The organism is Mucilaginibacter sp. (genome assembly GCF_039207105.1).
In the GTDB taxonomy this organism is placed as follows: Bacteria; Bacteroidota; Bacteroidia; order Sphingobacteriales; family Sphingobacteriaceae; genus Mucilaginibacter.
Map to the genome: position 1 here is coordinate 19,628 of NZ_JBCECK010000020.1, position 13,294 is coordinate 32,921.

The 13,294-nt window shown below is 42.3% G+C and carries 9 protein-coding genes; 4 read left to right on the forward strand and 5 right to left on the reverse strand.

Annotation, left to right across the window (positions count from 1 at the left end; translation table 11 throughout):
- Positions 1-758: 758 nt before the first annotated feature.
- Both AAGC65_RS06445 and AAGC65_RS06450 read left to right on the forward strand, forming a co-directional pair.
- Positions 759-1,988 (forward strand): condensation domain-containing protein, encoded by a 1,230-nt coding sequence (locus AAGC65_RS06445; RefSeq protein ID WP_343111601.1) that lies wholly within the window; start codon positions 759-761, stop codon positions 1,986-1,988.
- 96 nt (positions 1,989-2,084) lie between these two features.
- Complete coding sequence (locus AAGC65_RS06450; protein WP_343111602.1) at positions 2,085-3,344, forward strand: condensation domain-containing protein; 1,260 nt, start codon at positions 2,085-2,087, stop codon at positions 3,342-3,344.
- Positions 3,345-3,420: 76 nt separating this feature from the next.
- Here the strand turns inward: AAGC65_RS06450 and AAGC65_RS06455 are convergent, their stop codons facing one another.
- Both AAGC65_RS06455 and AAGC65_RS06460 read right to left on the reverse strand, forming a co-directional pair.
- A complete protein-coding gene (locus tag AAGC65_RS06455) occupies positions 3,421-4,941 on the reverse strand; it encodes a serine hydrolase (RefSeq protein ID WP_343111603.1) in 1,521 nt (506 codons plus the stop codon).
- A gap of 134 nt (positions 4,942-5,075) precedes the next feature.
- Positions 5,076-5,708, reverse strand: coding sequence for an autotransporter outer membrane beta-barrel domain-containing protein (locus AAGC65_RS06460; protein WP_343111604.1), 633 nt, complete (start codon positions 5,706-5,708; stop codon positions 5,076-5,078).
- A 306-nt stretch (positions 5,709-6,014) separates the two neighbouring features.
- Here AAGC65_RS06460 and AAGC65_RS06465 point away from each other — a divergent pair, with 306 nt between their 5' ends.
- Positions 6,015-7,301 carry a hypothetical protein gene (locus AAGC65_RS06465; protein WP_343111605.1) on the forward strand — a complete coding sequence of 429 codons (1,287 nt, stop codon included), beginning with the start codon at positions 6,015-6,017 and terminating at the stop codon, positions 7,299-7,301.
- A 64-nt stretch (positions 7,302-7,365) separates the two neighbouring features.
- Here AAGC65_RS06465 and AAGC65_RS06470 read toward each other — a convergent pair whose 3' ends face one another.
- From AAGC65_RS06470 to AAGC65_RS06480, 3 genes are all read right to left on the reverse strand, one after another.
- Positions 7,366-8,409: a DUF4097 family beta strand repeat-containing protein gene (locus AAGC65_RS06470; protein WP_343111606.1), complete on the reverse strand. Its 1,044-nt coding sequence runs from the start codon at positions 8,407-8,409 to the stop codon at positions 7,366-7,368.
- Between the two features lie 153 nt (positions 8,410-8,562).
- Positions 8,563-10,938 carry a TonB-dependent receptor gene (locus AAGC65_RS06475; protein ID WP_343111607.1) on the reverse strand — a complete coding sequence of 792 codons (2,376 nt, stop codon included), beginning with the start codon at positions 10,936-10,938 and terminating at the stop codon, positions 8,563-8,565.
- A gap of 263 nt (positions 10,939-11,201) precedes the next feature.
- Complete coding sequence (locus AAGC65_RS06480; protein WP_343111608.1) at positions 11,202-11,948, reverse strand: SDR family NAD(P)-dependent oxidoreductase; 747 nt, start codon at positions 11,946-11,948, stop codon at positions 11,202-11,204.
- 282 nt (positions 11,949-12,230) lie between these two features.
- Between AAGC65_RS06480 and AAGC65_RS06485 the strand changes: the two genes are divergently transcribed.
- Entirely contained in the window at positions 12,231-13,274 is a 1,044-nt protein-coding gene (locus AAGC65_RS06485; RefSeq protein ID WP_343111609.1) for a hypothetical protein, read from the forward strand.
- The last annotated feature ends 20 nt before the right edge of the window (positions 13,275-13,294 follow it).

Consider the following 13,294-nt stretch of genomic DNA (forward strand, 5'->3'; position numbering starts at 1 on the left):
TATTAAAATAACAGCATACTAATATACATTGTTAGTAAATGCGGAAGGGCTTTTTTTAGCTTATTATACCTAAAACAGCTAAAAACGCGGCATATTACACTTAATTACAACTGATTAAATAACTGTATGAATTACTTTTAATAGGAATATAAAAAGAAAAATATTATTATTGTATCCGGCCTGACGCTAACCAAAAACTTAACCCTCTTTCGTGCCTGTAGCCCCTATGGGTACGAAAGTTCTTACCTGCTTGAACGCATGTTTAAATTTTCCTGAGATTTTTAATGCCCATGTGGCGTTATTGTCGTGCTTTATTCTTTTGCAGGTTATGGTATCAGCAGACAATCGCTGCATGTATTTGACCGGAGCGGAAGTTTTCCTGATCTTAACAGTACTTATTACCCTCGATGGAAAATGCCGTTTTAAAAAATAACTTCAACCATTTTCATTGTTAAAAGCTTAAACTTTTCTGCTAATACTCCGGAGCTGGTTATTACAGATAGTAAAGCGGCAATGGCACCGATGGGCTTTACCTGAGCAATGGCCAATTGAATGCAGCCGTGCGGCAAGGATTCAATTTGTAGGGTGGGGTGGGGTTGATCTTTTAAGGCTACAACAATCTCTGCTACTTTATATTATATCTATCTATGTGCTAAACCCGGGTATAATTATCACCTGTTTTGGGGATATGAGCCAAGCGCGGGTGTTCATAATATTGCACCACATTATTAAATACGTTTCACTCACAAAACAGTATTATGAATACACAAACCCGTCGTCCGTTAGGTGCCCGTGAAAGATTTTTCTGGATGCTTGATCAGTACAGACCTTTGCATTTTACGATGGCAGCATCAGTTACTGGAACCCAGCCCGTTGAAAACTGGCACAGGGCATTGGCTGCTGTACAGCAACAGCACCCATTATTTTCTGTAGCTATCCAACTTAACGAAAATAAAGTACCTGAATTTATAACCCAAGTGGGCTGCCCGATTCCGTTAAAAGTTGTAAAAACTACCGGTGAAACCGCATGGGTATCAGAACTGGAGCAGGATATGGTGCAAAGGTTTGACAGCACCTCGGCACCTCTTGTAAGAGCTGCTTTATATGAATATGAAAATCAAACAGTTATTGCCTTAACCGCTCATCATTCTATAAGCGACGGCCGTTCATTAACATACGCATTACGCGATCTGCTGAATGCCCTGAACGGTAAATACGCCCAACCTTATGACATGCCCCCGGCAATGGACTTATATACAGACCTGCCTGAAAACGCGTTAAATGAGATTTCCATACCAGATGAAATTGTTGCCGATTTCAAACACCAACCACCGGCAGCCAGGGCCAAACCGCAAATACACCTGATGGAATTATCAAAAGAGCTTTCCGCGCAGGTCATCAACCGTTCAAAACAGGAACGTGCTACAGTTCATGGTGCTTTATGCGCGGCCCTTGAGCTGGCCAGCAGAAGCTGGAAACCCAACCCGATCAGGATATATTCACCTTCTTCAGTACGCCAGGCATTAGGTATGAGCGACACTTCCTGTGTATCAATAGCTGCCCGTACAATATCTTTAGATAAGAATGCTTCCAGATCTTTTTGGGAAACCGCACGTTTTGTTAAAGAGACTTTAACGGGTGCAAATTCTGTAGAAGAAGCTTCAAGGATTATAAACATTATGTTTAACCTCGTAAAAAATCATGCAATAGATACAGTACCGACAAGTGAATATATGATGAGCAATATTGGTGTATTACCTTTTAACACTGACTATGGCCCACTACAATTAGATGCTGTTTGGGGCCCCTTCATTTTAACAGGATATGAGGGCTGTCAATCACTGGGGGTTGCAACTATCAATGGTTCAATACGCATAGCGCTCACTTCTGCAGGTAATATCCAGGTTAAACCGGTACTTGAATTTGTAGAACAGATCCTGAGCATGGAATGCGCTCCGGTAAGTAATTTACCTCATATACAAATATAGCATCATGTTGAATCAACTTTTTAGAGATATAAAGCAGGTGCTTCCGTTTATAATTTGCACCCACATCAACATACATTGCTTTTACAAAATAATACTATGAGTACACAGATCCGTCGTCCCCTGGGTGGATTTGAAAGAGTTTTTTGGTTATTGAATCAAAAAAGACCTGTACATTTTGCCGTAGTTGCAGAAGTTTCGGGTACCCTTCCTGTTGAAACCTGGGAAAATGCCCTGACAGCTGTACAACAACAGCACCCCTTGCTTTCGGTAAGTATTCAGCTTAATGAAAATAAGGCGCCTGAATTTGTAACCCAGTCAACAATAAAAATACCATTAAGGATAGTAACAACTACGTCAGCAACAGCATGGATAACAGATGTGGAACAAGAAGCTGTTAATCGCTTTCATGCTGCATCGGCTCCTCTTACAAGAGTGGTGCTGTATGAATATAAGAACAAAACTGTAATTGCCCTATGGGCACACCATGCAATAGCCGATGGCCGGTCGTTATCTTATGTTATGCGCGATTTATTGAATGCAACAAATGGTATATACGGCAGCCCTTATGCTATGCCTCCATCTATTGATGATTTTACCGACTTGCCTAAAGATACACTTAGCCAATTCCCGGCAGGTGATGGAGACATTGCATTGCACAACCAGGCGCCTGAGGTTCTTAATACAAAGATGCAGATCCAGCTTTTAAAATTACCGCCAGAGCTTTCACGTCATATAATCCAACGTGCTAAAGAAGAAGGCACTACTGTTCACGGCGCTTTTAGCGCAGCTTTGATACTGGCTGGTAATGCCTGGAAACCACAGCCAATACGCATATTTACACCATCATCAGCCCGTGAAACATTGGGTACCGCTGAAACCCTAAACTTGTGTACAGCCGGCCGCGTAATTCCTTTTAATATTGAAACAGGCAGCTCATTCTGGGATATTGCCCGTTACGCTAAACAAAAACTGATCGGCATCAATTTGGAAGATGAAATTCTTGGATTTGCCAAATCTATATCAGGGCTAATCCAAAGCGGAATTAACGCAGAAGGTATTGAACAGTTTACAGACACTGCTCTGGCCAATGAATATATGCTAACCAATATAGGGGTGTTGCCTTTTAGCACTGATTTCGGCAAGCTGCAACTGGAAGCTTTTTGGGGGCCATTAACCATAACCGGCTACAAAGACAGTGAAAGCGTTAGTATCGCTACCATTGATGGCGTTATACACATGACGCTCCTGTCGCTCGGTCACCAGCAGGTTAACCAGGTGCTTGAGTTTATGGAGCAGATCCTGATCATGGCGTGTTCTCCTATGAGCAATTTAAAACAAGTACAAAATATACTATAAGCCCCCTCATTATAACCAAAAAGCCAGTCCTTGTATGAGGCTGGCTTTTTATTTATTTTAATAATAATACTTAGAACTAATTCTGTTTCACAAAAAGATACGGATCATACTCCAGCCCATCGTTCACTTTAGTTTCTGTTGATACTACTTTATTATTTTGAATTTTAAACTTCAGCGGAAAAATACCATATGCCCCGTTATTGTAAGTTAACATCCACTCATTACTATCCATATACTGCAATGTAGCGGTAAGGAATTTATGCTGATCGAATTTAATAAGCAGGTCTTTTTTATTCACCGAAATTTCAATGTTTCCATACAGGTTGTTCTGATATTGTCCGGCATAGGCAGTAAGCAGTAATTCCGGTTGTTTTCCTTTTACACGAGCCTTCATGTTATTGGTTTTCTTTACGGTTTCTGCCTGCTCTCTGTTAAAGCCCCTTAGCATGGCCTGGCTGCGGTCAACAAACTTAACACCTAGATAAGCATCCAGTATTTGATAACGCAGGGCCTCAAAAAAGCTCTGATTATCATTATTAGTTAAAATAGTAATGGCCAGGTTTTCTTCGGGCACAAAGCAGGTGTTGGTAACAAAACCATTGGCGCCGCCGGTATGCCAAAATATCTGTTTACCGTTATAATCGGCCTCAAAAACACCCAGTCCGTATCCTCTGAAATGGGTAGGATAGGCTGTAGATGCCCTACTGCTTAAAATAGTATTCTGATCACGGGTTTTTTGAACCGCTTGCCATGATATGATCTGTTTTCCTTCAAATTTGCCGCTATCCAGCTGCATGGTTAGCCATTTGGCAACATCTTTTACATTGCTCACAATACTGCCGGCAGGAGCAAGATTATCTACCTGATCATAAGGCAGCTCGGTCATGGTACCGGTAAAGGCATTGGTATATGGTTTTGAAACTCCTTTACGCTCAGCTATACCTACAGTAAGCGGATAGGTATTACTCATGCCAAGCGGCGTAAGTATGCTGTCCTGAACGTAGGTTTCCCAGGGCTTGCCGGTAACCTGCTCAATTACTTGCCCTGCTGTTAAAAAACAGCTGTTGCAGTAACCAAAATCCTGTCTAAACTCCATTGAGGGTTTCAGGAGTTTCATTTTATCCATGATCTCACGGCGCGATAGGGTAGTGTTCCAGAAGGTAAAATCGCCCTGAAATGTTTTAGTTCCTAAATGGTGGCCCAACAGATCTTTAATAGTAAGTAATGAGGTAGTAGTAGCATCGTACACCTTATAATCAGGAAAGTACTTGGTTATTTTATCGTCAAGTGATAGCTTTTTGTCAACATCCAACTGAGCAAGTGCCGTGCCGGTAAAAAGTTTACTGTTGCTGGCTATCATAAACAAGGTGTTTTCATCAACGGGTGTTTGTGTTTTAATGTCGGCTACGCCATAACCCTTCATTACAACGGTTTTACCGTCTTTTACAATAGCAATGGCTAAGCCGGGCAAGTTCCAGTCTTTCAGGCCTTGTTTAATATACGCATCAAGGCTGTTTTCAATAAATTGAGGCTGTTGCCCAAAGGTAAGCGCGGCTGTAAAAAAACTAAACAGCGCCAATAAGAGTAATCGTTTCATTGTTAAAAAAAACGAAAGATAGGAAAAATATGATGTTGCAAAAAAATCAAGGCGCTGAACATGATTAATCTATAAAAAATAAAGCGCTTAAACCTTGGCAAGATTTAAGCGCTTTATTAAAAATGCATCTGGTATTATTTACCAAACACATAGTAGACAGAAAATAATATTGAATTCACAAAATTCAACTGGAATGAATTAGCATCACCCAATGTATCTCCATTATATTTATCGTGTCGATAACCCAGATTGGCCATTGTAGCGGCCAAGCCTATATTTTTTGCCGGATAAAAAACAAAGTCCATCTTTAAACCACCGCCGTAAGAATCAGTGCCATTATTATTCAGACTACTGGTGTAAGTATATTTCTGTTTCATTTTTTGGAAGTCTAAATAAGGGCCTGTACGTATCCCGATCTTATTATCAAATAAAAAATACTTTCTTAGAAAAATATCAGCAGCATAGCTTTCATTTCTTTGCTGTATTTGGCCGTTAACAACTGGGTCATATTTTTGATTACTGTATGAATAACCTATTGACGCTCCAATATCCAATTTATCGGCGATAAAATAACTATAGCTTGGCGCGATTGAATAAGTTGTAAGCTTGCCGTTTGAGTTATTGCTAATGTTATCATAACGCGTATTTGAGTTGGTGACCGATACGCCAAATGTGGCTCCTAAATTTTGACTGCCTTTTTCTGTTTGGGCCTCAGCCGCCTGAATAGTAACAACTGATAATACTATCAGCATAAGTTTTTTGTACATAAAGTAGTGTTAAAAGGTTAAATAATTGTTGTTTATTATCGGTTTGACTAAAATAATATCACGTGGTTTAACTAAATAAATATTATAATATTTAAAAACACACTTTTCTTAGCTTAAGTATTCCAGCAATAATATTGTTACTTAAAAAATGTTTTTTCCGGATGATGCCTACCGGATGCTCGTTAACAAAATATCAAGCGTCTGTTAACATTAGCTGAAAATTCTGTTTAGCCGGCTTTTAGCCAATCCATATTTTTAATTTAGGGCACTTAAAAGCACACACCTTAAATATCTCTAACTCATCACATGAAAAAACTGATCTTATGCTGCCTGTTACTCGCGCATTTTACTAGCTGGGCCCAGGTAGCAACCGTAGGTAAACCACTACCTGAATGGAAAGATGGCTATATGGATCTGCACCACATTAATACCGGCCGCGGAAATGCCTCCTTCTTTATTTTTCCGGATGGTACCACTATGGTACTGGATGCCGGCGAGCTTGATCCAACCAATGCCCGTACCACATCTAAGCGCAATACCCCAATGCGGCCCAATGATAGCAAACATCCTTACGAGTGGATAGTGAATTATATTAAACAGGTAGCTCCGCAGAAAGAAAAAACCAAAATTGATTACGCGCTGATCACCCACTTTCATGATGACCACTTTGGCAGTTATTACCCCGATGCTCCGCTATCTGCCGATAAGCAATATGCATTAACCGGCATAACCGGCGTTGGAAGCCTGCTACCTATACATTACCTGTTACAGCGCGATTATAATTACCCGGTAAATCTTACAGCGGCATTAAAACGCCTGCCTGCAGAAATGAACTATAAAAAAACCTGGACCAACTACCAAACTTTTATTGGTGACGAGTCAAAAAAAGGGATGCAGGCACTGTTTTTTAAAGCTGGCTCTGCCTCGCAGATCAGGTTACAGCACCATGCTAATAGCTACCCTAACTTTTATGTGCAAAATGTAAAGTCAAATGGGTGGATCTGGACGGGCAAAGACAGTTCGGTAGTACAACATTTCCCGCCTATTGATTCACTTAACCGCAAAACCTGGCCTGATGAAAACGCGCTGAGTAATGTATTGGTAATCCACTACGGCCCTTTTGCCTATTACAACGGTGGTGATAGCCCGGGCAATGTTTTTTTGGGCGATCCCGATTGGCGCGATGTGGAAACACCTATAGCTAAAACTGTGGGCCCGGTAGATGTGGCCACAATGGACCATCACGGCAACCGCGACGCGGTGAACGAAAACCTAATCAAAACCTTACAACCAAGCGTATGGCTTGAGCAGGTTTGGACAGCCGACCATCCCGGCCATGAAACACTCATCAGAATAACCTCACCCTACCTGTACACAGCCAAACGCGACCTATTTGCCACAAACATGATGGAAGCCAACGAATTGGTGATAGGCGACATGATCAAACAATCATACAGAAGCCTGCAGGGGCATATTGTGGTACGAGTACTACCCGGCGGTAAGCAATACTATGTTATTATCCTTGATGATAGCGTACCATCTATACCTGTAAAAAGCATATTTGGCCCATATACAACAAAAGCAAGCCAATAAACCCTAATCAAAAACGCCCCGACTCTTTTGTAGAACCAGGGCGTTTTTGATATGATTAATTTGCTTAATTAAAGCTAACATTTACGTTTCCGCTTGAGGCTTCGGCCTTTACCGGGATACCTCCGCCATTAACCGTTCCTTTGATACGGTCTTTTTCCCATTGACCGCTAAAATTGCTTACTGTTCTGGGGTTTTGATTTATCCTATCGCCACTTATATCCAGATCAAGCCCCTGTTTTAAAGGTAACTGCAAATCGATATTCCCGGAACTGGCCTCTAATTTTAAATATTTACCAACCTGTTTCATTTGTACATGTAAACCACCCGCACTGGTTTCAGCACTTAGGCTGCAAGCCATCTGATTCAGATCAATGCCTCCGCCACTGGTACTGGTTACCAGTTCGCCGGTAATATTATTGCCCCGAATACCGCCACCGCTGGTATTTGCATTGATGGAGCCCTTTAAGTCGTCGAGCTGCAAGCCACCACCCGATGTTTCCAGCCTGATCTTACCAGAGCAGTTTTTGGCGATGATACCGCCGCCGCTGGTTTCCAGGTTAATATCCTCTTCGGAGTTTGAAACCTGTATGCCACCACCTGATGTTACACCGTGAATAGTACCGCTAAGCCTGTCAACCTGTAAACCGCCGCCGCTGGTGGTAAAGTTTTGGTTACCTTTTAAATTATCCAAACGGATGCCACCACCGCTGGTTTGCAACTTGGTTGATGTTTGCTGCGGAACATATATTTTAAAGGAAATACTGATTGATTGTCTCCAGTTATTATTGTTACGCTTGTTTTTTGCTTCGGCACGCAACTCATGGTTAGCAACGTTAATGTTTAGATCATAATCTTCATCTAAACGTTTTTTGATCTCTTCTTTTGAGAGTTCCCGGTTATTATTTCCCTTGATATATACTTCAACCCTGGCAGCCTCGCCGCTCCGGCCGCTTACGGTAATGCCTCCTGCCGATGTGTTTACAATCACACTGTTAATAGCATCGTTTGCCAGTGATTTGGTCATATAAGGCGTTCTGTTATCATTATCCTGCGCCATGCTTGTAACAGTTGTGCAGGCCAGTACAAATAGTAATAGGTAAGTTTTCATATAGCTTTAAAATTGATTTATTGAATAGACAGCCTTTTTAACACATTCGTTGCAGCAACACCAATATTTATTTAAAAACGATGCCCATTAACAAAAAAGCCCCCGGGCTTTCACCCGGAGACTTCGCAGAAATTAAACCAAATAAAAGATCTTTTACCACTTGTAAGCGATAGACAAACGATAGTTTCTTGGAGCCTCGGCCTGCCAGTAAAAAGCGTTGAGGTATGAATAATAAGAACCGCTATACAGGTATTTATTCAGCACGTTAAAGCAATTGGCTGCAATACGCATTTTGCTGCCTTCCCAAAACAAACCGGCATCAACCTTAAAGTAATTAGGCAATCTTACGTCCGAATCGCTCCAGGTATCTGTAGCGCGTTTAAGATAGGCGGTAAAACCAGCATTAGCGCCAACACCTTTAAGCGGGCCTTGTTGCAGGCGGTAGCTTAACCAGGTATTAACAACATGCTTGGCAAAACCCGGCACCACATCGCCTACATTAATATCCGGCACTCCTGGTGTAACCTTGGTAACCTTTGAATCGGTTAAGGCATAGTTGGCCGTTAAGTTAAGTCCGTTAACAATTTCACCGCGAATATCAAACTCAACACCCTGTGAACGTTTTTGTCCCAGAATTACGCTAAGGCCAGAGTTTGGCGAGGCGTTCGGGTCGGCGGTAAGCTCATTGTTTTTCATGATGCGGTAAACCGATAGGGTAGTGTTCCACCGCCCATCCATCCAATCGCGCTTAATACCGAACTCTGTATTGTTACCCGTGATAGGTTTTACCGTACCTACGGCAACACGGCCCGCCTGTGGTATAAAAGCCTCATCACGTAAGCCATAAACCGAGGTTTGATCATCAACAGATACGCTTAAACCAATACGGGGTGTAACTTTTTTGGCATTATATGGTGAACCACCCCATTCAGATTGCTGTACATAAGTATAACGGCCTGCCAATGTAAGGCGAACTTTATTGTTCAGGAAACCTAACTCGTCCTGCACATAAATACCGGTATACTGCTGCTCGATGTGACCGCCGCCCAAAGCCGAGCGGGCTTCAATATTTTGGCTGCGATCCCAAACCGGATAGCCGTTTACCGGCGGACCGTAAACCGGAAGTTTGGTATTAAACAACGCGCCTGCTGTATCCAGTTCGTGGCCCTGGCTCCAGTCAGCATCATATTTTTTGTTGCCTATATCAATACCACCTAAAATGCGGTGGTGAACACTGCCGGTAGTTACATCGCCATTTAAAAATGCCTGTCCCAAAGCCATTGTACTTTTAGCATCCCAGATGCTTATCGCCCTCAATATAGTACCATCGGGGTTAACGGCGCTTGGCCACATATCTGAGCCCTGCTGGCCATAGTTAAAATAGGCTGCCTGAGCCGTTAGTTTCCAATGGCTGTTTAACTGGTGCTGCAAGTTCAGAAACAAGCTATGATCATTAATGACAGTTGGTGCCAACCCCGGAGGGGTCATGGTAAAGTTTGCAGGCAGGGTTGCGTAACCGCCCGTGCCAAAAACATAATAAGAGCCTACGTCAGACATCTTCGCATGTTGCAATGTGTATTCCACTGTTAGCTTGGTTTGATCATCAACCTGGTATGATATTACCGGAGCTATGCTGAAGCGATCATTATATTCATTGGCGCGAAAAGAGCCTTTGTTTTGACCGGCCAAATTTAAACGATAAAGCAGCTTGCCATTTTTACTGAGTTTACCATCCAGGTCAAGCGTGGCGCGGTATAAGCCATAGCTGCCGCCGGTTAGGGTAAACTCGCCTTTTTCCTGGCCGGTAGGCTTTTTAGTAACCACATTATACAAACCGCTTGGGTCGCCATTGGCCAGCATAAAGCCGGCCGGGCCTTTTACAAACTCAATATGGTCAACAAAGCTGGCATCCTCAGTAAGCGGCCCCCAATAGGAGTTAACTACATTAAACCCGTTACGAAATGCCTGTATCTGCGAGCCACGCATGGTGATATTGGCGTACATATCGGCCCAATGCTCTAACCTTACCGCACCGCTCACATTACGGATCACACCATCGCTCATACTGATCACCTGCTGCTCAGCCAGTGATTGTGAGGTTACAACCTGTATGTTTTGTGGCGCTTCCAGCAGAGGTTCCTGCAAACGCAAAGAAGGTGATGGATTGTCAACCTTCACTTTATTCTGCCTTCCGTTGATCACCACCTCCTGTAGCTGCGAGGTATTGATATTCAGTGTAAAATTTACTACCGTATTTTCACCAGGTTTAACTAAAACTTGTTTTTCTTCGGGAGTAAGATTAACCGCGCTTACTATTAGCGTATAAGTTCCCGGTTTTATTTGTTTAATGTGGAAAGCACCTTTTTCATTGGTTAATGTACCGGCTTGCTGGCCTTTAACACCAACCGCCACATAGGCAGCCGGGCTTCCGTCGCGGGCACTCACCTGGCCACTAATGCTTCCGTTTTGCTGCGCAAAACTTATAAAGCTTATTAAAAAGAGTGATAAAAAAGTAAGGATTTTCTTCATGCTATTTTGAATGATTCTAAATAATGAGGCGAAGAAACACAAAAAAGCTCAAAGAATAAACATTATTTTTAATTAGATTTATTATAAATAAAATCAAAACGAATAAAATACACCATTTTTATGATCAATTTCCTATCAATATGACCTATATGCTGCGATTTTTTTAAAGAGGAATAAATGTTTTATGTCTGACGGATATCGTATACAAACAAAAAAGCTTCCCGAAAAAATTCGGGAAGCTTTTTTGTTTGTTAAATTGAATATTAGTGGCTAAACCGGCTATTCATTTGCTCAAATAGTTCTTCTCCTTTAGCACGCAGGCCTGCAGCATGGCTAACCGCGGCTTCGTACTCATCATTTTTAATGGCAGCTATTGCGTCTTCAATAAATTCGGCGACTGGGATACCTCCGTGAGTCTGGGTTTTATCTTGGCGCCTGTCGTGTCCCAGCTCTGTATCAACAGATGGCGGCGCTATTTCAAATACATTAATGCCCGTATCCCTAAGCTGGTACCGGAGCGACATGGTTAAAGAATGCATAGCGGCCTTGCTGGCACAATAGATAGCCATTAACGCGATGGGCACAAACGCAAGACCTGAAGTTATGTTGATGATGGTGGCATTTTGTTTACCCTTTAAATGAGGTATAAACAGCGACGCCAAATGAACCGGTGCAATTAAATTGGTCTCAATTTCATTATGCACCTTGCCAAAATCAACGGTTTTGTTAAAGTCTGTTATATACTGAACGCCCGCGTTGTTAATAAGTACGTTAGTATCCGGGTGGTTTTCAGTAATCCAGGCTGCCAGTTCTGTCCTTTGTGTGGCATCTGCAATATCAGATTGTTTAATGATGATTTCAGGCAGGCGTTTTTGGATAGCATCCAGCCTATCAGCCCGGCGGCCGGTAATAATTACTTTATTCCCTTCTTTTATAAACTCTTCGGCAAAGGCAAGCCCGATACCCGAGGTTCCGCCGGTTATTAATATGGTGTTTCCTGTAATGTTCATATTAATCAGATTTGTTGTTGTTGATATACTCAAATAAAGATCAGCAGAAAACCGATTCCGGAGCTTACAAACATCAAACTATTATTTACAAAATTCAAACAACTGGCTTGTGTCCCAAAATTGATGATTAACCTATTTGCTTAACCATGTTAAATAAGTGTACAAAATTTTATAAAACACACCACAAACATCATAACATATTGTTTTTCTGATAATTAATTACTTATATTAGAATATCTGATTAATTTCTGCCAATTGACCGTTCCATTTTAATAAACCAATATGAGAACACCCCGGCCACTAACCCTCATTGTGCTTACATTGGTGCTGGTAACCGGCGCCACCATTTGCTGGGAACTATTCCTGCGCGGCAAAGGGTTAAAACCTGATTATGATGACAGCCCGGAACTGTGGGCAGACAAACGCGCCAGGGTTTATGAACCGGCCGATAAAACCACCGTTTTCATCGGTTCCTCGCGAATTAAATATGATCTGGATGTGGATACCTGGCAAAATATGGCTGGCACCAATGCCATACAACTGGCTATGGTTGGTTCATCGCCGCGTACCATGCTCAGCGACCTGGCCAGCGACCCCAATTTTAAAGGGAACCTCATAGTTGATGTAACCGAGATCCTGTTTTTTAACCCGGCTCCCCAGGTAAACTTAACCCCCAATGAAGCCATAAACTTTTATCATAAACGCACCCCGGCCCAAAAAGTAAGTTTTGAGCTTGATAAGCTGCTTGAACCAAGGCTGGTCATGCTCGATAAAGATTTCTATTCCCTAAATGGTTTGCTCGATCATTTGTATGTGCCAAACCGGGATGGCGTATACGCCGGACTTGATTTTCCTATTGGCTTTCACCAAACGCTTTATAGCCGGCAAAACAAAATGACGGATCCCTTTTTGGCCGATACCGTCCGCATAAATAAGGTAAGAGCCATTTGGGGAGGCCTGGGAAGGCTCAAAGGACCGCCTCCTGTTAGCGGTAAGGCCCTGGATAGCATTTTATTTTCTGTTAAGCACGATGTTGACCTCATCCGGGCCCGGGGAGGCACTGTGCTGTTTTTGCGCACACCATCAACCGGACCATTTTTAATGGGCGAAAAAATGGGTTATCCGAAAGAGAAGTATTGGGACAAGTTGCTGGCTGTAACTCAATGTAAGGGTATCCACTTTAGCGAGCATGCTTCATTAAATAACTTAATGTGCCCCGAGTTTTCTCATCTGAGCCCGCATGATGCTGTATTATATACCAAAGGCATTATTCAAATTTTGAAGAAGGAGAACCAGATGGCTACTATAATCTCATCTGTCAGGTAATATTAATTAACATGTAAAAC